This window comes from Bradyrhizobium sp., assembly GCF_035309285.1.
GTDB lineage: Bacteria > Pseudomonadota > Alphaproteobacteria > Rhizobiales > Xanthobacteraceae > Bradyrhizobium.
The window spans coordinates 40195-62037 of record NZ_DATGFH010000093.1; the positions used below are offsets into that span (position 1 = coordinate 40195).

Consider the following 21843-nt stretch of genomic DNA (forward strand, 5'->3'; position numbering starts at 1 on the left):
GCGCTTATGGGACGATTCGGCCGGTGTCGGCCCCTGAAATACCCGCCCAAACGTTGACGCCGCCTCGGCTTTACGCGAAATCGATAAGCAACCCATAGTGCTTCGCGCAATGATCCCTCAAAGCTTCGCTCGCCCTCGCCATCTCACCGCCAGCGTACTGCCAGCACTTGTGCTTGCATTCCTCTGCCTCTGGAACAATCCCGCTGCCGCAGACTTTCGTCTGTGCAACAACACCTCCAGCCGGGTCGGCATCGCGCTTGGTTACAAGGATGCCGAGGGATGGACAACCGAAGGCTGGTGGAACATCTCCTCGCGAAGCTGTGAAACCTTGCTGAAGGGCGCGCTGGTGGCTCGTTACTATTACATCTACGCGCTCGATTATGATCGCGGCGGCGAGTGGTCGGGACAAGCCTTTATGTGCTCGCGCGACAAGGAGTTCACGATCAAGGGCACCGACAATTGCCTGGCACGCGGCTTCGACCGCACCGGCTTCTTCGAAGTCGACACCGGCGAGCAACGGGCCTGGACCGTGCAACTGACCGACGCCAATGAGCAGCCCACGCCGCAGACAGTGCCCGGCCTGCCGGGCACGGTTGGGCCGGGCGGCAAGGTTCCGGGCCTGCCCAATACGACGCCGGGTACACCGGGTGCTGCGCCTCCGGGCGTGACTGGTCTGCCGCCAGCCGCCACGCCCGGGACCAAGCCATGAGACGGCTGCGCCGTATCAAGATCCTCGCTACCCTCGGACCGGCCTCATCGGACAGCGCGATGATCCGCCGCCTGTTCGAGGCCGGCGCCGATATCTTCCGCATCAACATGAGCCACACGCCGCACGACAAGATGCGGGAATTGGTGGCAACCATCCGCAACGTTGAATCGAGCTACGGCCGGCCGATCGGCATTCTGGTCGACCTGCAGGGCCCGAAACTGCGTCTCGGTGCGTTTGCGGAAGGCGCAGTGCAGCTCCACAACGGCCAGAGCTTTGTGCTCGATTCCGACAAGGCGCCCGGAGATGCCACGCGCGTGCAGCTTCCGCATCCGGAAATTCTGGCAGCGCTCCGCCCCGGGCACGCGCTCCTGCTCGATGACGGCAAGGTGCGGCTGATTGCCGAAGAGACTTCGCCCGAGCGCGCCGTTACCCGCGTCGTGATCGGCGGCAAGATGTCGGACCGCAAGGGCGTCAGCCTGCCCGATACCGACCTGCCGGTCTCCGCGATGACGCCGAAGGATCGCGCCGACCTCGAGGCGGCGCTGACCACGGAAATCGACTGGATCGCGCTGTCCTTCGTGCAGCGCGCCGAGGACGTGATCGAAGCCAAGAAGTTGATCCGCGGCCGCGCCGCGGTGATGGCCAAGATCGAGAAGCCGCAGGCGATCGACCGCCTGCCCGACATCATCGAGGCCTCCGATGCGCTGATGGTGGCGCGCGGCGATCTTGGCGTCGAGCTGCCGCTGGAGCGCGTGCCGAGCCTGCAGAAGCAGATGACGCGGCTTGCGCGCCGCGCCGGCAAGCCGGTGGTGATCGCAACCCAGATGCTGGAATCGATGATCCAGGCGCCGGTGCCGACCCGCGCCGAGGTCTCCGATGTCGCCACCGCCGTCTACGAGGGCGCGGATGCGATCATGCTCTCGGCGGAATCGGCGGCCGGCAAATTTCCGGTCGAGGCGGTCGCGACCATGAATCGCATCGGCGAGGAGGTGGAGCGCGATCCGACCTATCGCCAGGTGGTGACGGCGCAACGGCCCGATCCGGAGGCGACCGCGGGCGATGCCATCGCCGACGCTGCGCGGCAGATCGCCGAGACGCTCGATCTGCCCGCGATCATCTGCTGGACGTCGTCGGGCTCGACCGCAATCCGCGTGGCGCGCGAGCGTCCCAAGCCGCCGATCGTCGCGATCTCCCCGAACCTCTCCGCCGGGCGCAAACTGTCGGTCGTCTGGGGCGTGCATTGCGTGGTCGCCGAGGACGCCCATGATCTCGATGACATGGTGGACCGCGCCGGCCGCATTGCTTTCCGCGACGGCTTTGTCCGCGCCGGTCAGCGCGTCATCATCGTCGCCGGCGTGCCGCTCGGCATTCCCGGCACCACCAACATGGTGCGCATCGCCTCCGTCGGCCCCGACGGCGACGCGAACATGTGAGCGCGGCTCACGCTCCGACCAGTGTTTTCGCCGGCAGCACCGCCTGCACCACGAGGCCGCGGGCACGCGCGTCCATCACGCCCACGGCGCGGAGCGCCAATAGCGTCACGCTTTGCACCGTGTCGCGCATCTTTCCGGGATCATCGAGGTTGTCCGGCGCGAGCGGCCCGACGAGAGCCTCGTGCAGCGCGCCGAGCAGCGCGGTTGCGGCGAGCTGGCTATCCTGCGCCGGCAAATGTCCGGCCTTGACCGCGGCATCGATGCGGCTTGCGATCTCGCCCGCGATCTCGCGCCGGCTCGCGAGCCGCGAGGCCGTGACATCGACGTCGACCGGCTCGGCCAGAATGCCCCAGGCAAGCTTGCGCTGGGACAGCACATGCACCGCAACCGTCGAGACCGCGGCGGCAAGCGCCGACGACGGCCCCGGCGCCGCATCCGCCGCGCGGCGGATCGCGGCGAGTTCGTCGCGGGAGACATCGGCGATCAGCTCCGAGATCAAATCCGCCTTCGAGGGAAAATAGCGATAGACGGTGCCGGCGGCGACATTGGCGCGGACCGCAACCGGAGCAATCTGCACCGCCGACATGCCGGCCTCGGCCGCCGCATCGCGCGCGGCCGATAAAATCGCGCTGCGGCGCGCCGCAAGACGCTTCACGACTTGATGGGTCCGCCGATAAACCATGGCGCGTTTCTCGTCCCGTTACGCGGACCGGCTTCGAGGCACGATCGAACGCGTCTTCACTGTTTTGAGCGATTTGGCTTGCAAATCGCTGTGAAGAACTGAACTACTATTCAGGACGGAACACAAGAAGCAAATATGACGGTTCTCTATGTTTCTATACGGGAGCCGCAGCGCCGGCGGACGCCGGCTCTCGCCGCCACCAGGGACCGGCGCGGCGCATAACCAGAGCGCCGATGATCAAGGTCGCGCCGAGGCCGGTTGGAATGCCCCAGAAGGTGAAGCAGAGGATCAGGCCAAGCGCACAGGCAAAGCCCGGCAGCTCGTAAGGCAGAAATCCCTCCGCAAGTCCGAGCCGCGCGAGATAGGCAACCGGAATCGCCAGCACCATCATGTCGTACATGAAGAGATACGGCGTGATCAGCATGGTGCCGATCGCCAGGCTAGCGGCCTTCAGCTCATAGCGTACCTTTCGGCTGCGCCACATCATGATGAGCGCGACCGCAACCGCGAGGCTCACGATCCACTGGCAAATCCAGGCAAGCTGCTCGCTGCCGCCAGAGTAACGCACCAGCGACAGCACGCTCTGCAACTTCCACCATGTCGCCTTGCCTTCGGACAGGAAGGCTTGCGAGAACATCGGCATCCAGTGGAAGAACGCCTGCCAGCTCGCGGTGCCGAACGCAAGCCACGACGCAAAGGCGAGCGCGACCGCCGTGATCGCGGCGCTCATGAACACCGTCCATTCCGACGCCGCGATCAACACAAGCGGAAACAGCAAGCCGTATTGCGGTTTGTAGGTGAGAAGCCCGAGACAAATACCGGACGCGACCGGACGCGTCGGCATCAGATAAAGCGTGCCGCCGATCAGGGCCGCGGTCAGAAATCCGTTCTGCCCGACCAGCGCATTGTTGAGCACCATCGGAAACGCGACCGCGAGCACGAGGCCAAAGCCGCGGCCGACGATCGCGCGCATCACGGCAAGATAGGGCAGGATGCTGACCGAGACCCAGCCGATGAAGGCGGCAGCATAGGGAAACATCGCGAGCAACGACGCGACGAACAGGAACGGCGGCGGATAGTGCCAGGCGAAATAGCCGATGAAATCCTGCTTCAACAGCGCGAGCTCGACCTGCTTCTGCAGGTCCCAATCGTAGGCAAGCGCGGGGTGTCCATCGAGCACCATCCTGCCGGCGGCCCACACGTTGACGAAATCGGTCGGCACGCCGAGGCCATGGTTGTCGTAGATCCACGCGTGCGAGAGATATGCCACCGGAAACAGCGAGAGGTTGATGACGAGCAGCACGAAGCAGACGTTGAACAGGGCTGATGGCACGCCGTTCGGCGCAACGTCGAGTTTCGAAGTGGGAACGGCAGTTGCCGAGTCAAGTGCCATGGGAAGCCTCATTGCGCCTTGACACCGGATCTGCGGGCGCATGCGCTCCAGCAATAGGCTCGTTTGCGTTGAGGAAATCTTAAGGTTTGGCGGCGGGCCAGGCGGAATCACGGTCGCAACTCCATAGTCTCGCGGCATGACATGCCCGAGTGATGCACCGTCATTGTCCCTCGGAAAATTCAGAGGGCGCAGGGAATGCCGGGCGCCGTTGCACCCGCGGTCTCGTGTGCAGCAAAATTAAGGGAACGCACACGAGTTGGTCACAGGTACAACCGAACACGTCCGGCATTCCCCGCGCGATGTTGGACGACTTACTCCGTGCTCTCCTCGGCGTACCGGGCTTTGTAGTCACCGTCGCCCCGGGCTTATGACCGGGGGTTGACACCAGCATCGGGGTGTCGGGACCACACGGCTTCGTCGGACGCCTCACGCGCGCTTCGTCCTTGCGCGCCGACGGCGTCCATCGCATCCCCGCCTCACGTGTCGTGACGATTGGCCGAACGTCCCTCGTGTCGAGGCGGGATGGCAGGACTATATTTCTGATTTGTCGATTTCTGCAATATCGAAAAGATGCGACAAAATAACACGACGGGCAATTTGCGCATGGCGGGTATGTGCGGACTGCCCGTCGTCGGGCAATCACTTCTCCGGCCATTCATGCCGGCCTGGCGGCGAAAAACTGCACAAAATTGCACCGCGATTGCCAAGCCGATATCGTGACACCTCGACCAAAGCAAAGCCAACGGCAACCATTCGCGTTCAGGGAGAGAAGCCATGACCAACACTTCGCGCATGCTCGGGCTTTCGCGCCGTCATATCCTTGCCGGACTCGCCGCCACTCCCGCCCTGAGCGCCGCCTTCCCGGCGGCCGCACAGACAGCCGGACCGCACTGGACACCGCAACAGACACAGGCGGCACTGAAAGACGCCAAGGGCACCAAGCTTGTGCTGCTCGGCACCGCCGCCGGCCCGGTGCCCGGCCGCTCGCGGCAAATGACGTCGCACGCGATGCTTAGCAACGGCTCGGCCTATGTGCTCGATTGCGGTATGGGGGTCACCGATCAATACGCACGCACCGGCATCCCGTTCAGCGCGCTCAAGTCGATCTTCATCACCCACCATCACCCCGACCACAATATCGAATACGGCCCGCTCTTGATCGTCGGCTGGGTCCAGGGTCTGCCGCTCGACATTCGCGCCTTCGGTCCGCCGCCGCTCAAGCAGATGACCGAGGACTTCATGCGCGCCTACAAGCAGACCGTCGATTTCTGGGCCGAGGATTTCCACATGAAGCCGCTCACTGCCGTCAATGTGCAGGAGGTCCCCGGCGCCGGACCGGTGATGCAGGACGACAACGTCAAGGTCTCCTCGATCGTCGTTGAGCATCCGCCGGTGAAGCCGGCGCTCGCCTATCGCTTCGACTTCAAGGACCGCTCGATCGCCTTTTCCGGCGACACCACACCGCTCGAGGCCGTCGCGGAAATGGCGAAAGGCGCCGACGTGCTGGTTCACGAAACAATGTACGTGCCGGCCGTCGAGACATATGTCAGAGGCATGGTTGCCCAAGGTCGGCCGGTCAAATTCGACGCCTTCATGGCGCATATGAAGGCAGACCATACCCCCTCCGAAGATGTCGGCCGTATCGCCCAGGAAGCAGGCGTCAAAACACTGGTGCTGTCACACCTCACTCCGGCGATCGATAGCATCGACGATGAAACCTGGCGTGCCCCGGTGGCAAAATACTTCAAGGGCGAGATCATCGTCGGAAAGGACCTGATGGTGGTGTAAAACGGTCAGAGCCCGCGATGCCCCTTTGGCATTTGCATCGCTCGGGCGCGGGTCGGCTCATCCGGTCCGCCCTCGATAACGGACACGTAAGCGAACACCGGCACTCGCCGGCCGTCACTGACATCATTCGATCCGGACCGACCACTCCGTGGGGCGATCACTGGGCGCTGCAAGTCGCCGACGTAATCCGCGGCTTGTCGCAATAGGCGAGTCCGAAGGATGTCACGAAAGTGTATTGTCGTTTTCCCGGTTTGAGCCGATGACTTATCTTGATCGCGCACTTGTGGCCGCGAACTGTGAGATCAATCACCAGCTTGTTGTTGGGATAGTCCCGTATGGCGCGAAGACTTCGCCTGCTGGTCACTCGCAGTGAGGCAGAGCCGCTCTCGGCCTCTATCGGCTTGCCTCCAAGCTTTGCATTGTAGATCGTATTTTCAACATTGCCCGAGACGGCCAGGGTGGCGGTTCGGTCGGTCGATAGCTGTCCCGCGCCATCGATATGAAGAGGATAATCGCGAACGGCAGGTTGGGTGCAATTGACCAGTCCATCGACGGTGAATTTTGCTTCTGCTTGAGCATGTGCCGGCAACGAAGAGAGCAAAAACGACAAAAGCGAAGCAACGACCACCGTACCGCGCATAACTCTTCGAGCTCCACCCAGCAATGTGCAACATTATCATTGCGCAAGACGCGGGGGAAGCCCGTGGCTAGACCACCCTCAGCCGTCATCCCAAGTCAGCCCCGCCAGGTTGAGCCCTGAGTGAGAGCGATCCTGTCCGCTTGGCGCCCAAACCGGCCCAAAAGCAGACAAGCGAACATCGATGCGATGGGCCAATATATGCGACCTGGACGTGTTCGGCTGCGCGGACCTCCAGGGTACTGGGTCCGCCCTGACAAGTTCATTTTGGGATAGTGAAGCCGCTTACATTTGTCTGCTCTTGGACGAGCTAGCATTGACCCAGCTTCTTGTTTTCAAGGAGGCGTCCGATGCTAAGGGTGATGAACAAGCGAAAGACCCAACATAATGCTCACGACTGGATGACGACGCTCTTGGGTAGTGTCGGCTTTCCGCCATCGATTGTGTTTCGAAGGGAGCGCGGTGAACGCAAGCCCAAGCCGGCCTGGAAACAATTCGACGACACCCATCATTGGAATTCAACCGCTGAGGAATGGATCCCGAATGATCTGACGCGATGATATTGTTCGACATGCACTGGCACCGGTCAGCGAGAAAGCGGATGAATGCGCGTCGTTCGGTCGATTTGGCCACACTCGGCGCTTTGCGGTTCAGCCCGAACAGCCGCGTGCGGATGAACGCCAGCCTTCGTCGGTAGGGGCCAGTTGCGGAGTCTGCCCATGTTTGGTGGCTCACTCCGCCCTGACACTAGCGTCTTGACGCCGGCGGTGCTTTCGACACGGGTCGTGTCTTCATCAAGCTGCGCGATATCAAAATCTCCTTTAAGGGGAGATGACCATGATGGTTCTATTTCTCGTTGCTGCCATCGGGTTCGATTTAAAGATCGCTGGCGACTGCGAGGCGAAGTCCAGTTACTACGTTGTTCGCGATTGATCGAACTCAACGATCCGCGGTGCAGATTGATCTGCAGCACTTGGATGTCCTCTGATACCGATTTCGTTTCCTGCTTTAGGCGCGAAATCGCCATCGGATTCATCGGACACAAACTCCCTCCGGCACCTGTTCATTTTGCGCCGAGGGTGAAAATGACCGAAATCTATCGCGTGGGACATTAACGGTAATGATCAAGCGAGGGTTCGATCATGCCCGCCATATTCGATCTGATTTACCGCGAGTACTGCCGTGCCCGCCTCGCCGAAATGCGAAAACAGCTTCGGCTCTCGGTTGCTAGCGATGAAATCCCGGAAGCGAGTTGGGATGCCAGCGATCCTGCCGGCCCTGGTGATCGGGTTAGCGGTTTGGGCGACGGCGCCGCGACGAAAGAAGCCTCAGCCATCCAAGCCTCGGAACCGCGCAAGGCACGATCTGCTTGGTAGCGCATCTGTATTGTCGCACCACTCGCAAAGTTCGAGCGCCAGCCGCGGCTGAATGCCGCAAACCAATTCATGTTAATCTCGAAACGTGAAAAGATTGGGATATCTTTCTTTGCCGTAGCCCAGGATTTCGGCTAGCCGCCAATCAGTCAGTGGTGGTGCGAAATGCAGCAAATTGCGGACTGGCTCAACACACTTGGCCTGGTGCAATACGCGCAGCGTTTCGCCGACAACGACATTGATCCAAGCATTCTGCGCGATCTGACGGACGAGGATCTCGAAAAAGTCGGTGTCTCGCTCGGCCATCGCAGGAAGATATTGCGCGCGATTGCGGGGCTCGACCAGGACGGACCGAGACCCAGGATGGAGGCCGAGAGACGGCAGGTCTCGGTTATGTTCGCTGATCTTGTTGGCTCCACGGCGCTTTCGACAAGGCTCGACCCTGAGGACTTGCGGGAGATCATTGGTGCGTACCACCGCTGCTGTGCCAAGCAAATCGAGAAATCTGGCGGGTTCGTTGCCAGATACATGGGCGACGGCGTGCTCGCATATTTCGGCTATCCACGGGCGGATGAAGACGACGCTGAGCGCGCGGTATCCGTCGGGCTGGCATTGGTCGCGGCCGTGGCAGGGCTCGATACTGGCCCGGAGGCAAGATTGCGAGTGCGAGTTGGCATTGCCACCGGCTTGGTGATCGTCGGAGATCTCGTCGGGAGGGGCGCATCGCAGCAACATGAGGTAGTCGGCGAGACTCCCAACCTAGCCTCGCGCCTTCAGGCGCTGGCCGAGCCGGATACTGTCGTCATCGATGGCAGCACCCGCCGCCTCGTCGGTGGGCTCTTCGAGTATCTTGCTCTCGGGAGCGTGCCCATCACAGGCTTCAGCGAGCCAGTGCCGGTCTGGCGAGTCATCGGTGCGAGCGCGGTCGATAGCCGCTTCGAGGCCTTGCGCGTAGCCAGGACGCCACTGCTCGGCCGCGATGAGGAGATCGAGCTACTGATGCGACGCTGGCAGCAAATAAAGCACGGCGACGGCTCGGTCGTGCTGATATCGGGTGAGCCCGGCATCGGCAAATCACGCCTCGCCGAAACTACGCTGGAGCAACTGAGCAAAGAGCCACACATCCGCTTGCGCCGTTTTTGCTCACCGCACCATCAGGACAGCGCGCTGTTCCCAACCATCTCACAGCTTGAGCGGGCGGCGGGATTCCGGCGTGACGATACGGACCATCAACGGTTGACCAGGCTAGAGGCCTTGCTCGCGGAAGCAAACGTTGACCTCAGCGAGGCTGTTCCTCTGATCGCGGACCTGCTGTCGGTGCCAATCGGCGATCGCTATCCACCACTCAACCTCAGCCCGCAGAAGCGCAAGGAGAAGACGCTTGGTGCCCTCCTGGCCCAGCTCGAGGGGCTGGCGGCGCGCCGGCCCGTGCTGATGGTGCTCGAGGATGTGCACTGGATCGACCCCACATCGCTCGACCTGTTGGACCGCATGGTCGACCGGGTGGCCACCCTGCGGGTCTTGCTCATCATCACTTTTCGTCCGGAGTTCGCGCCAGCCTGGATCGGGCGTTCGCATGTAACATTGATCAGCCTTGGTCGCCTGCCACGTGGACAGTGCGCCGAGATGATCATGCGGGTGACCGGTGGCAAGGCGTTGCCCCGGGAGATCGCCGAACGGATCATCGATCGCACCGATGGAGTACCGCTATTCATCGAGGAATTGACCAAGACGGTGATCGAAAGCGGCATGCTGACCGACGCGGGCGACCGCTTTGATGCGAGGGGGCCCGTGCCTCCGCTTGCCATCCCAAGCTCGCTCCACGCCTCGCTCCTGGCACGGCTCGATCACTTGGCACCCGTGCGCGAGATTGCGCAGATCGGTTCGGCTCTCGGTCGGTCGTTCTCGCATGAGCTTATCAGTGCCGTCTCGCCCATTCCGCGGCAACAGGTGGACGAGGCCTTGGCGCAGCTCGTGCGTGCTGAACTAGTCTTCCAGCGGGGTACCGCGCCCGAGGCAGAGTACACCTTCAAGCACGCGCTGGTCCAGGACGCAGCCTACAGCACCATGCTGCGCGGCCGACGCCAGCAGATTCATGCTCGCGTTGCGACGACGCTGGAGAGCCAGTTCCCTGAGATCGCAGCCGCTCAGCCGCAACTCATGGCCCACCATTGCGCGGAGGCTGGTTTCAACGACAAGGCGGTCGGCTACCGGCTCAAGGCCGGTCAGCAGGCGCTCGCGCGGTCGGCGATGACGGAAGCGGTGGCGCAATTGCGGAGGGGTCTGGAATTGCTGGCGAACATGCCCGAGGAGTCGCGGCCCCCGCAGCATGAGCTCGACCTGCAAATTGCCCTCGGGCGGGCCCAGATGGCAGCGAGCGGGTATTCGGCACCAGTGGTGGCAGACACCCTCCTCAGGGCGCGAACACTCGCTGAGCGGTTCGACCGGGCGGATCGTCTCGCTCCGCTGCTCTATTTCCAATGGGGTTTCCATATGGTTCGGGCCGAGCACGAGCTGGCGGTGTCGCTTGCCGAGCAGATGGAGAAATTGGGTGAGACAAGAAAAGATCAAGCCACTCTCCTGCTGGGTCACTATATTCACGGCGCCAGTTGCTACTTTCGCGGGGAGTTTGTGGCAGCGCGAACCCTTCTCGAGCGGTGTGATGGCCTGAGAGATCCGGCCGCCCGCACGATTTGCGCCGCGATAGCCGTGGCCGATCCGCACGCGGCGAGCCTGGGTCACTTGGCGTCGACATTGGCGCTTTTGGGCGAGATCGATCAGGGATGTGCGCGCGCGGACGAAGCGTTGTCGGAAGCCCGCCGGCTCGACCATCCGTTCACGGTGGCCTTTGTGCTGAGCAAGGTGTGTGCGGTGGAGGCGGCCGCCGGCTTGCTGCATGACGCAAGGCGGCACGCGGAGGAGCTCGTGGCTCTCTCCAACGAGCACGGCTTTCCGCTCTGGTTGGGCGTCGGACTTCTTCAGCACGGTCGTTCATTGACAACACTTGGACAGGTGCAGGACGGCCTCGCGCTGCTCGCCAGGGGGCTCTCGGTGCTTCGTGCTGCCGGAGCCGTCGTGCATACGCCGCTCGCGCTCTGCTTTCTCGCCGAGGCTCACGCCAAGGTTGGGCTTCTGCAGGAGGGGCAGAATTGCCTCGTTGAGGCTGCGCAGCTGATCGAGACGACCAACGAGCGGTGCGGCGAGGTCGAGCTGTATCGACTTCGAGGCGACATGATGAATGCGCGAGGCGACCAGGCTGCTGCAGAGCAGAATTATCATCGAGCGCTCGCTCTGGCGGAGCACCAAAGCGCGAAGACGCTTGGGCTCCACGCGGCAACCAGCCTCGCCCGCCTGTGGCGCGATCAAGCCAGGTGCGCCGAAGCTCACGACCGCCTCGTACCGGCGTATCTCTCGTTCACCGAGGGCTTCGACACGCCGGTCCTGCGAGACGCCAAGGCGCTGCTCGACCAGCTCGCCTGATGCAGTTCACCGCTTGCGCGGCGGGATAGCCGTTCATCGCCTGCACTGTAAGGCTTGACGCATTTCGGCCGATGATCCCATCACGTGTCAAGTGCAGCTCGTCGCCGCCGGTGCGCAGAGCGTGAGCATGGGGTACGATTGCAGGCGCATGACCCACGTCGTCGGGCTCGAAAGCGGACCGCTGGCGCCAATGGCCCCTGATCGAAGTCGAGGCCGTCCGAACTCTTATGCGGCCATCAGCATGTGGATGTCGTGGTCCTCGTCCAGCGTGGCGACCTGGCGCTGGAGCATGCTCGCTCGTTCGGCTCCAATGACCGGATCGGCGAGGCTATGAAATTTGGCCACGAGGCGCCCACCCTGGCGATCCAGATCTCGATCCGGGATCGCCACGTCAAAGCTGGCGTCAGCCGTTTGGCCGCCGCTCGTCTTGACCATGACGTGGGCATCCCGGCCTGCACCGCGATCGGCGTGCACAGTCACCCGTTCGCGAACCATGGTGAGCGTCGCATCACGGGCGTTCTCATCGGAATAAGTCTGGATCGCGGCGGTATCCTTGCCGCAAGCGGCGAGGGAAGCAGTGTGACGCAGACTGAACTTGGTTTCGAGCCCGCTCCGCGGCGAGGCAATGTTGCAAACCGACAGATGTCCCGGCCCGACATGGATGTCGATGCTTGCCACATCAGGGCCGCTGAAGGACAACTGCCGGCGCAACAGCTTGATCGCCTCGATGCTGGAATGGGTGAGATAGCAGGCGGCGTGGTATTTGAAGAGCGTCTCCACAACCAGGCTGCCCGGACGCGGCAAGGGCAGATCGGCCGATGGGTCGCCATCGCTCTGGGTCGCGACGAATCCCTGCGCCGCCTCGAGCACGCCGGGATTGGCCGTGAATCCGCGCGCCGCAAGGCGTGCAGCGAGCACGCCGTTGGCCGCGGCGCGACCGGCATGGAACGGCTTGGCCATGGTGCCAAACATCGATTTCAGCCCGGCCGCCTGGGTGCCGGCAAGACCAAGCGCAATCGTCATCTGCGCCTCATCGAGATCGAGCAGGAGCCCAGCCGCTGCGGCCGCACCGAACGAGCCGAGGGTCGCGGTCGAGTGAAAGCCACGCTCATAGTGTGAGCGCATCACGAGCGAGCCGACAAATCCGGCCGCCTCATAGCCTGCGATGAAGGCACGCAGCACGTCCATTCCCGAACGCCCTTTCGCCTCAGCGATCGACAGCACCGCCGGCAGCACTGCGGCGGTGGGATGACCGATCAGCGGATGAACGTCGTCGTAGTCGAGCGCATGGGAGGTCGCGCCGTTGATCAAGGCAGCATCGACCGGCGAGCAGCGCAGATTGAAGCCCACGATCGACGATGGACCTTGCGCAGAGGCCGCCAGCTCCTCACGCAGAATGCGCGCAACCGGCTCGTTGGTGCCGGCAAGCGTAACGCCGTACCAATCCAGAACGCACTGCTTGGCCACCGTCAGCGCCGCGCGATCCAGCTCGGCGCTGCGATAGCCAACGATATGGCGGGCAAGCTTCGCGGTGAGGTTCGGCATGTTTCGCTCCCGTGCCTTAGGACTTTGATGAAGTTAAGTTTGAACTGACGCGGCATCGGAGCTTCCACCTCTCCCTTTGGGAGAGGTGAACCGAATTCGCGGCCGACTGATTCAATCAGAACTCATCCTGCCTTTTGGATACGGCACTGTCACGCGGCGCGCCGTTGTATGCAAGACCGGGATGCTCCCTAAAGATCGAAATTCGTGGGCAGCATGACGACGTCGCGAATGGTCATGCCGCGCGGCCGCGTCAGCATGAACGTCACCACATCAGCCACTTCGCTGGCCTCCAGGAGGCTTCCCGACTCCCTGGCTTCCTTCAGCTTCTCGGGTGGCCAGTCCGCGAGCAGTGCGGTGATGACGGGTCCGGGCGAGATCGAGCCCACGCGAATGCCGTATTTGAAGACCTGTCGTCGTACCGTCTGGACAAAGCAGTTGATCGCCCATTTGGACGACGCATAGACCGGTTCCCATGGTGTCGGAAAATGCGCGGCCAGCGAACTTGTAATGATGATGTCGCCCGTCCGGCGCTCGATCATGTGAGGCAGCACGTCGTGCACATTCTTCATCACGACGTTGATATTCAGGTTCAGCATCCGGTCGATCGCTGCCGTATCGGCATCCACCAGATCGCCGCCGACATAGGTCCCCGCATTCGCATGCAGGATGTCGAGTTGGCCGGTCTTCTCCAGGATTTTGGGCAGCAACGTCGCGCAGTCCTTCGGCTCTAGCAGGTCGATGACCAGGGGGACCACGACGTCGCCGTGCTTGTTGCCGAGCGCCTTCAGGGCCCTCTCGTCGCGGTCGACCATCACCACGCGCGCGCCTGCCGCCAGCATCGCCTCGGCACTCGCCAATCCGATGCCCGACGCCGCCCCGGTCACGGCGGCAATCTTGCCTTCCAACTCTCTCGCCATCGCTCTCCACCCTGATCGGGTCACCATGACACGTACAGACCGAACCAGCTAGCTAGACCGCGCTGATCGTGTGCAACGCCTTCAACATCACGAGCGCCTTTTCGTCGCCGACGCCGAACTCGTTGATCACATCCGCAAGCCCGATTGCAGCCTTGGACATCGGTGGCGGCGAAATGCAGAGCTCGCATTTGACATCTTCGGGCAACGTTGGCGCAGCCATGGCGGCGGCATAGTCGATCATGGCAGCGTAGCAGATCACGTGATGATTGCAGAAGATATCGAGGCGGATGTCGGCCTGCGCCGTTGACGGCTGAAGGACGGTGGCCTTCGACAGCGTCGCATATCCGAGCGCAGGGACATGCGTCACGAGATCGAGGATGTAGTTGTAGAGCTGGTAGTTCGCGACGGTTCCGTCGAACAGCGCCGTCCAGGCGGCATCACCGGTGCGCGGCGAAGCGAACAGGCACGCCGTGGCGCGCGCTCCAAGTTTCACCGCAACGTCGAGGGTGAGATAGGTCGCGAGCGCGCTGCCGAGACTATGGCCGGTGAGGGTGACGGAGCCGGCGCCGATCATGGCCGCGATGCCATCCGCCGCATTTGCATGCGTGGTCGCGCCCGTCGCGGGATCTGCAAGACTCATGGTCTGATAGACACCCAAAAATCCCTGCTCCACCTGAGTGGTGGGATAGGCCGGATGCTTGACGAGCAGGAATTTCGCATCGATGAGCCATTCGACCAGACCGTCGGTGCCGCGGACCGCTACGACAAAGGACGCGGGATCTGCCTTGCTCTTCGCAAGAAAGCCGTAGAACACGCGCTGTGACCGATCGACGGTCAATCGACGGTCCGCGTCGCTGGGGTCTGGGATCAGCACATCGTTGGCGGTGAGATAAGCCGCGATGTCCCAGCCTGCCGCGGCGACGCGGGGATCGGCGGGCGGATTGAGCAATCCACCGGTGTACATGTCCTCCGCATACATCGCGAGAAGACCGAACGAGACCGCTGTGTTCATGGAAACTACCGCGTGCTGGAGGTGGCGATTATTTCGAGGATCACGCCACGGATCGAACCATCGGACCGGGCGGGATGCAACCTGAAAGTGAAACTGACACCTGAATTGGGTTCGCCGAACCTCCACTCATTAGCGAGGATGCGAATACCGATGCGACGGCCCGTTTGCCGAACAATGGGAGACGTCAGGGAAGCCCAAGAGAATCGACTATCCGGCGCAGCCCGTTGACCGATCGTCGCGTGGTTGCGGCCGGCTCCGAGGCGGCATGCGTCTCGATCGTCAGCGTCAGGGGCGCCTCGCGGGCGGGCAGCGTCGCAGCCAGCAGGGCCGCGATCGGGATGTCTCCCTCGCCGACGGCGACGAAACGGCGCGCCGCATTGGCGTAGTCCTTGATGTGCAGGATATCGGTGAACGGCAACAGCCGCGCGAGATCGACTGCCGATGGCGGCGTGGGCGTCAGATAAGCATTGGCGATGTCGGGCAGTGCCCTGAGCCGCGGATGCCGATACGCCGTGATCAGCGCCTCGAGCTCGGCTAGACCAGCGATGTTGCAGACGCCCTCATTCTCGACGTGCAATGTCATGTCGAACTTTTCCGCAAAGCCGAGCAGTTCGTCGATCGGCTCGCGCAGATCATCCTGGCGGTAACCGTCGTAGGCGAGGTAGCTGAAGACGCGGAGCTTGCGCGCGCCGAGGATCTCCGCGGCCGCGAAGGCGTGGGCGTAGACGTCGCGCGGCGTATGGTCGCCGAGCTTGAAGCCGAACTGATCGCCTTCGCTTCGCGCCGTCTTGCCGGGCGGGCTCCATTTCAGGAGCGGCGTGCAGAGGCACGACACCGATAGTCCCGCAGCCCGCACGCGCCGTGCCGCCTCGGCCAGCTCGCCGCGTGACAGCGCCAGCACATTGCGGCCATCGATGACGCGCAGGTCGATCGTGCCGATCCCCTCCTCGCGTGCGAAGGCGAGCCCGTCGTCGAGCGAAGGCGAAACCTCATCGGTTATCAGGCCAATTGTCAGATCCGAGCGGCGCATGGGGGATTTCCGGTTCATCGCAAGCCGGACTCACGAGCGCAAATTCCTCACGGGTGAAGATCAGCCGGGGAGCATGCGCTGCATGACGCGGTCCCGATAGACGAAGATGTGCACCAGGGCCGCAAGCACATGCAAGCCGACGAAGACCAGCAGCGTCCACTCGGCCACCTGGTGCCAGCCGTCAATCGCCTTGCCCGCGGCCGCATTGTCGGCAGCGAGCATCGGGAGCGGAAACAGGTCGAAGAAAGACACGGTCCAGCCACGAAAGGATGCGAACAGCCAGCCCGACAAGGTCGTTGCGAGCACCAGGACGTAGAGCGTCCAGTGCACCAGTGCGGAGCTCAGGCGCTGCCAGGGCTGCAACGTGCTCTCGAGCGAGACGGGATGGGTAAGGCGCCAGATGAAGCGCAGCACGATCAGAATGAGGATCGAGATGCCCAGGGAAATGTGGGCGGTCATACCGGCACCGGGCTCTTGACCGCGGTGAATGTCCGGCATCAGCCAACCGATCAGGTACTGCACGACCAGCAGCCCGACGATGAGCCAGTGAAACACCTTAGCCGTCGTGCCGTACTGGAGGCGTGCAATCATGGAGAAAATCGCCTTGAGACTCGTGAACCCACAACCAGCGGCCGCGCAGCGCAAGTTGCGAGCCGCTTCGTAGCCGGCTCCCGCGCCCATGTCCAAGGCGTTTTACGGAACCTCTCGGCCAAGGTCGAGTGCAAGTCCATGGACTTCGAGCACGCCGACCTGGTCACGGTTTCCAACGGCGTATCAACCAACAGTTTTCAAGTCACCAGGACGATCCAGCCCGGGTTGAACTACAAATTCGACTGGATGCCCTGAAGGTGCGCTCAGGGCCTCAGACTGGCTGATGCCGACTTGATCTATTGGCGCCCACCGAGGCTTTGAAAGAACGATGGGGCCTGGGGTGGCTGGGCATTTTGTACGGGCTGACCCTGTGCTTGCCGGGGTTCAACCGGCGCATTCCGATCCCGCTGGACCCTTGCGCGGGGGTTCCGCACCGGTCGCATCTCTGCCCGCGCATTTTGGTCTGCCCGCGCATTTTGCACGTGTCGGATCTTTTTGTGCTTTAGAGCGGGCCGGACCGATGCTTGAGCATCCTGCATAATTGGTGCTGGTCCATCTTCGACAGGCTGCACCGGCTCGACTTGCGCCCGTGCGTCTTCCACGGGTCGCACAGACTGCTCGACTTGTGCCTCTGCATCCTGTTGAGCCGCCCATGCCTGAAATTGCTGAAACAGGGCGGCAGATGATGCCTCGCTGGTTTCTGCCTGCTTCTGATCGGCGTTGTCAAAAGTGGCAGAAATGATGTTGTCGCGCCCAGGCGCGCCCGTCGCGGTCGGAGGCAAAGTCGCCGGCAAAGCCTGAACGTCAGCGGCTGATTGAATTTTCACCGTCGCTCGAACGGTGTCGGGCCGAGAGGTCGACGTGCCGGTCAGCGAAGCCCTGACGTCAGCAAAGACCTTCGCCGGATTTCCCAGCGATAGCATCATCGCCAACCCGACCAGCGCCGTCGTCAGGACCAAAATGCTCATATTGAGGAGTACGGGCGAGTCGCGCTGCTCCTCTTCATCAGCGTGACGAGAGAGAAACAGGGGCAAAGGATCGTCAGGGGCAAACCTGTCTTCCGTCGGCACTGGGACGTCTCCTCTTGTTGTCCTCTTCGACCGGTAGCCTGCTATCGAGGTCCAAAAGAGGAGAAATCTTGGATTCAACGGGGCCGGCCCCCCCCGGAAGGGGCTACCGGCGCCGGATTGGCAGGGTGGCCCGCGGCCGTTATGGTTTGGCTGCCACTTTGGCTGCCTTTTGGGCCAGGACCGATCCTATGACCGATCTCAGCTTTGAAGCCGCCCTGAACGAGCGCGTCGGCGAGATGCTGGATGCCTGCACAAGGTGCGGCAAATGCGTCGAGGCTTGTCCGAGCGTTCGGCCTGCGGGTATCGCGGACGCGTCCCCGACCGATGTGATCGCCGGCGTGATCGATTTGGTGCGGCTGGGCGAAGGCTCCGAAGCCTCGCGCAAATGGGCATCCTCCTGCATGCTGAGCGGCGACTGCATCCGCGCCTGCGACTACGGCGTCAATCCGCGCTTCCTGCTCGCGATGGCGCGCAGCGCCATGCGGCGGAAGGAGTCGGATCTCGCCACGCGGCGCCGCGCCGGCGTGACCCGCTATCGCGAGACCAGCCGTGACGTCGCGACGCTGGCGCGGATGCAGCTCGACCATGCCGCACTGGAGCGCCTCGGCCAGGGGGCGGCCACGCTCGCCGCGAAGGACGAGGTGCCAGATTTCGTATTCTACACCGGCTGCAACGTGCTGAAGACACCGCACATCGCGCTATTGGCACTCGACATCATGGATGTGCTCGGCATCTCCTATTCGGTGATGGGCGGCCCCAGCCATTGCTGCGGCGTGATGCAGTTCCGCACCGGCGACACCGAAATGTCCGGGCGCATGGGCACGAGCTCCGTCGACAAGATGTCGAGCAGCAGGTCGGGCGTCTTGTCCTGGTGCCCGAGCTGCTATGTCCAGTTCAGCGAGACGACGCTGCCGGCGATCGAACGGCAGCGCGGCGCAAAGCCGTTCGAGATGACGCCGTTCCTGCGCTTCCTGCGCGGCCGGCTCGACCAGTTGCGGCCGCATCTGCGTGCGCCGGTCGAAATGCGCGTCGCGCTGCATCGCCATTCCGGCGTCGCCGGTATCGTCGAAGCCGTGCTCGAGTTGCTTGAGGCCGTGCCCGGCATGGAGATCGTCGATCTCAGGCAGCCAGCGGCCGGGCTGCAGAGCGCGAGCATGTCAGTGCTCCCCGACTACAAGCGCGAGCTGCAGCGCGCCGAGCTGGAGGCGGCACGTGAGGCGGGCATCGACGCGCTGGTCACGATCTACCATTCCGATCACCGTGAGCTGTGCGCGCATGAGCGCGACCAGCCGTTCCGCATCCTCAACATCCTGGAGGTGCTCGGGCAAAGCATGGGCCTCCATCGCCGCGACCGGCACAAGGAATTGAAGATCACCCAGGATGCCGACCTGATCGTCAGGGAGTGCGAGGATCTGATCGCCGCGCACGCGCTCGATTCCGCGTTCGCGCGCGAGGTCGTCGTCAAGGCGATGCTTGGCGACCAGCCGCTGCCGCTGGAGGCAAGCCCGCGGCCGTGATGGTGCCCTTCCTTCTCCCTCTCCCCGCTCTTCGCGGTAAGAGGTTGGGTGAGGGGCTGGTTCAACGAAGGATACGGTGAGCGACGGAACCGCGGAGAGTCCAAAGCGTCAGCGCTACTTCGAATGCTTGCCGCGCTCCGCCTTCGGGATCACGAACTTCAGCCCGGACCACACCTCGTCGACGGCGCAGACCCTGGTGTCGACGAGGCCGAGCGGCAACGCGGTGTCGCGCACCGCGACATCGCTGAGATAGGTCTCTACGCCTGAAGCTTTTTTCGGCCAGGACACCCAGATCATGCCGTCGGGCGCGATCATCTCGCGATATTTGCGCAAGGCAGCGGCAAGCCCCTTCGCCTCGCTTGTGAACAGATGCACCATGTCGAGCGGCACCTGTGGTTGTCGCACGAGCTTCGCGCCGTCAGGCCATTCGCCGACGATCTTGCGATAGTCCGCGGGCGAGCCGTCCACGAAAATACAAAAGCCCGGCTTGATGCCGAGCTTTTGCGAGAGTGACTTACCGGAATACCCGGCCATTTTCGAAGGACCTCAAGCCTGCGGCTGCGGCTCCAGGCCGGGGTCCGGATCGGGACGCGGGCGCGGCTTGCCGGCCGGCGGCACCGCGGAGGCGCGAGGCGTGGTCGGCTCCAGCACCGACTCGCGGTTCGGCTTCTTGCCGTTGATAAGCTCCTTGATCTCGTCACCGGTCAGCGTTTCGAACTCGAGCAGACCCTGAGCGATCTTCTCCCAGTCGCCGCGGTGATCGAGCAGGATGCGGCGTGCCTCCTGCTCGCCGTCCTCGACGAGGCGGCGGATTTCCGCGTCGATCAGGCGCGCGGTCTCTTCGGAGATGTTGGTCGAGCGCGCCACCGAATGGCCGAGGAAGACCTCCTGCTCATTGCTCTGGTAGCGCACGCGGCCGAGCTTGTCGGACATGCCCCATTCCATCACCATGGCACGCGCGAGATTCGTCGCCTGCTGGATGTCGCCCGAAGCGCCATTGGTGACGCGGTCCGGACCGGAATTGAGGATCTCGGCCTCGCGGCCGCCGAGTGCGATCGCAAGCCGCGACACGCACCACTGGCGCGTATAGCCGATGCGGTCGCCTTCGGGGAGCTGCATCACCATGCCGAGCGCGCGGCCGCGCGGGATGATGGTCGCCTTGTGCACGGGGTCGCTCGCAGCCACGTGCAGCGCCACGATCGCATGCCCCGCCTCGTGGTAGGCGGTGTTGCGCTTTTCCTCTTCGGTCATGACCAGCGACTTGCGCTCGGCGCCCATCATGACCTTGTCCTTGGCCTCTTCGAACTCGGCCTGCGTCACCATGCGCTTGTTGCGCCGCGCCGCGGTGAGCGCAGCCTCGTTGACGAGGTTCATCAGGTCGGCGCCCGAAAAGCCGGGCGTGCCGCGCGCAATCGTCTTCAGGTTGACGTCGGGCGCCAGCGGCACCTTGCGGACGTGAACTTTCAGGATCTGCTCGCGGCCGACGATGTCGGGGTTGGAAACCACGACCTGGCGGTCGAAGCGGCCGGGGCGCATCAGCGCAGGGTCAAGCACGTCGGGCCGGTTGGTCGCGGCGATCAGGATCACGCCTTCGTTGGCCTCGAAGCCGTCCATCTCGACCAGGAGTTGGTTCAGCGTCTGCTCGCGCTCGTCATTGCCGCCGCCGAGGCCGGCGCCGCGATGACGGCCGACCGCGTCGATCTCGTCGATGAAGATGATGCAGGGCGCGTTCTTCTTCGCCTGCTCGAACATGTCGCGCACGCGCGACGCACCGACGCCGACGAACATCTCAACGAAGTCGGAGCCCGAAATGGTGAAGAACGGCACGTTGGCTTCGCCCGCGACCGCGCGCGCGATCAAGGTCTTGCCGGTGCCGGGAGGGCCGACCAGGAGCACGCCGCGCGGAATCCGTCCGCCCAGGCGCTGGAATTTGCCGGGGTCGCGCAGAAACTCGACGATCTCCTGCAGGTCCTGCTTGGCTTCGTCGACGCCGGCGACGTCCTCAAAGGTCACGCGGCCATGCGCTTCGGTCAGCATCTTGGCGCGCGACTTGCCAAAGCCCATCGCCTTGCCGGCGCCGCCCTGCATCTGCCGCGACAGGAAGATCCACACGCCGATCAGCGCGATGAACGGCAACCAGGAGACGAGCAGCGAGACGAACCACGGCACGTTGTCGCCCGGCGGCTTCGCCGTGATCGAGACCTTGCCGTTATAGAGGCGCGAGACCAGCGTCGGATCGCTCGGAGCATAGGTCTGGAAGCTCGAGCCGTTGGTGAAGGTGCCGTGAATTTCGGGGCCCTGGATCACGACGTCGCGCACATGGCCCTGATCGACTTCGGTCAGGAGCTGCGAGAACGAGATATCCTGGGAGGAGGTGCGTTGACCGGGATTCTGGAAGAGCGTGAACAGCGCCAACAGCAACAGCACGATGATGACCCAGAGGGCGAAATTGCGCAGATTGGCGTTCATCGATTTTCCTTCGTGGTCGCGCGGATCGCGGCCTTGTGTCCTTTTTGGACTGATCCCTTGGTAGCCACGAGGGAATCCCCTCCACGACCATATTGCAAATTTAGGTGCCGCCCGCCTCGATGCCAAGGGAACCACGCCTGACTATTTAGCGCATCCGGGCGAGATTCCCGGGAAAAAAATGGTGCTGGAAACGGCCT

The 21843-nt window shown here is 63.1% G+C and carries 17 protein-coding genes; 6 read left to right on the top strand and 11 right to left on the bottom strand.

Annotated features, from left to right (window positions below; all coding sequences use genetic code 11):
- The first annotated feature begins 109 nt into the window (after positions 1–109).
- Entirely contained in the window at positions 110–709 is a 600-nt protein-coding gene (locus VKR55_RS17990; protein ID WP_324405335.1) for a DUF1036 domain-containing protein, read from the top strand.
- On the top strand, positions 706–2142 hold the full coding sequence (gene pyk / locus VKR55_RS17995; protein WP_324405336.1) for a pyruvate kinase: 1437 nt from the start codon (positions 706–708) through the stop codon (positions 2140–2142). The genes VKR55_RS17990 and pyk overlap by 4 nt, the downstream gene beginning before the upstream one ends.
- Before the next feature lie 7 nt (positions 2143–2149).
- Here pyk and VKR55_RS18000 read toward each other — a convergent pair whose 3' ends face one another.
- Together VKR55_RS18000 and VKR55_RS18005 are read right to left on the bottom strand one after the other, a co-directional pair.
- Positions 2150–2824 (bottom strand): TetR/AcrR family transcriptional regulator, encoded by a 675-nt coding sequence (locus VKR55_RS18000; RefSeq protein WP_324405337.1) that lies wholly within the window; start codon positions 2822–2824, stop codon positions 2150–2152.
- A 154-nt stretch (positions 2825–2978) separates the two neighbouring features.
- Entirely contained in the window at positions 2979–4217 is a 1239-nt protein-coding gene (locus tag VKR55_RS18005; RefSeq protein WP_324405339.1) for a glycosyltransferase family 87 protein, read from the bottom strand.
- A gap of 774 nt (positions 4218–4991) precedes the next feature.
- On the opposite strand from VKR55_RS18005, the gene VKR55_RS18010 reads away from it, so the two are divergent.
- A complete protein-coding gene (locus VKR55_RS18010; protein WP_324405340.1) occupies positions 4992–6005 on the top strand; it encodes an MBL fold metallo-hydrolase in 1014 nt (337 codons plus the stop codon).
- Positions 6006–6162: 157 nt separating this feature from the next.
- Here VKR55_RS18010 and VKR55_RS18015 read toward each other — a convergent pair whose 3' ends face one another.
- On the bottom strand, positions 6163–6645 hold the full coding sequence (locus VKR55_RS18015; RefSeq protein WP_324405342.1) for a hypothetical protein: 483 nt from the start codon (positions 6643–6645) through the stop codon (positions 6163–6165).
- A 1139-nt stretch (positions 6646–7784) separates the two neighbouring features.
- Here VKR55_RS18015 and VKR55_RS18020 point away from each other — a divergent pair.
- Positions 7785–8018, top strand: coding sequence for a hypothetical protein (locus VKR55_RS18020; RefSeq protein ID WP_324405343.1), 234 nt, complete (start codon positions 7785–7787; stop codon positions 8016–8018).
- Positions 8019–8180: 162 nt separating this feature from the next.
- Positions 8181–11495 (top strand): adenylate/guanylate cyclase domain-containing protein, encoded by a 3315-nt coding sequence (locus VKR55_RS18025; protein ID WP_324405344.1) that lies wholly within the window; start codon positions 8181–8183, stop codon positions 11493–11495.
- Positions 11496–11720: 225 nt separating this feature from the next.
- Here VKR55_RS18025 and VKR55_RS18030 read toward each other — a convergent pair whose 3' ends face one another.
- The 6 genes from VKR55_RS18030 to VKR55_RS18055 all read right to left on the bottom strand — a co-directional run bounded on the left by VKR55_RS18030 (position 11721) and on the right by VKR55_RS18055 (position 17660).
- Positions 11721–13040, bottom strand: coding sequence for an MmgE/PrpD family protein (locus VKR55_RS18030; RefSeq protein ID WP_324405345.1), 1320 nt, complete (start codon positions 13038–13040; stop codon positions 11721–11723).
- Between the two features lie 188 nt (positions 13041–13228).
- Positions 13229–13957, bottom strand: a complete 729-nt coding sequence (locus tag VKR55_RS18035) for an SDR family oxidoreductase (RefSeq protein ID WP_324405346.1) — start codon at positions 13955–13957, stop codon at positions 13229–13231.
- 52 nt (positions 13958–14009) lie between these two features.
- The gene (locus tag VKR55_RS18040; RefSeq protein ID WP_324405347.1) at positions 14010–14969 is read right to left on the bottom strand and encodes a lipase family protein; all 960 of its coding nucleotides are present in this window, start codon (positions 14967–14969) and stop codon (positions 14010–14012) included.
- A 184-nt stretch (positions 14970–15153) separates the two neighbouring features.
- Positions 15154–15999, bottom strand: a complete 846-nt coding sequence (locus VKR55_RS18045) for a sugar phosphate isomerase/epimerase family protein (RefSeq protein ID WP_324405349.1) — start codon at positions 15997–15999, stop codon at positions 15154–15156.
- A gap of 60 nt (positions 16000–16059) precedes the next feature.
- Positions 16060–16590: a cytochrome b gene (locus VKR55_RS18050; protein WP_324405351.1), complete on the bottom strand. Its 531-nt coding sequence runs from the start codon at positions 16588–16590 to the stop codon at positions 16060–16062.
- Between the two features lie 296 nt (positions 16591–16886).
- The gene (locus VKR55_RS18055; RefSeq protein WP_324405353.1) at positions 16887–17660 is read right to left on the bottom strand and encodes a hypothetical protein; all 774 of its coding nucleotides are present in this window, start codon (positions 17658–17660) and stop codon (positions 16887–16889) included.
- Positions 17661–17848: 188 nt separating this feature from the next.
- Here VKR55_RS18055 and VKR55_RS18060 point away from each other — a divergent pair, with 188 nt between their 5' ends.
- Positions 17849–19177: a (Fe-S)-binding protein gene (locus VKR55_RS18060; protein ID WP_324405355.1), complete on the top strand. Its 1329-nt coding sequence runs from the start codon at positions 17849–17851 to the stop codon at positions 19175–19177.
- Between the two features lie 114 nt (positions 19178–19291).
- On the opposite strand, the gene VKR55_RS18065 is transcribed toward VKR55_RS18060, so the two are convergent.
- Both VKR55_RS18065 and ftsH read right to left on the bottom strand, forming a co-directional pair.
- Positions 19292–19711, bottom strand: a complete 420-nt coding sequence (locus tag VKR55_RS18065) for a DUF3052 domain-containing protein (RefSeq protein WP_324405357.1) — start codon at positions 19709–19711, stop codon at positions 19292–19294.
- Positions 19712–19723: 12 nt separating this feature from the next.
- Positions 19724–21646, bottom strand: coding sequence for an ATP-dependent zinc metalloprotease FtsH (gene ftsH, locus VKR55_RS18070; RefSeq protein ID WP_324405358.1), 1923 nt, complete (start codon positions 21644–21646; stop codon positions 19724–19726).
- Positions 21647–21843 lie beyond the last annotated feature (197 nt).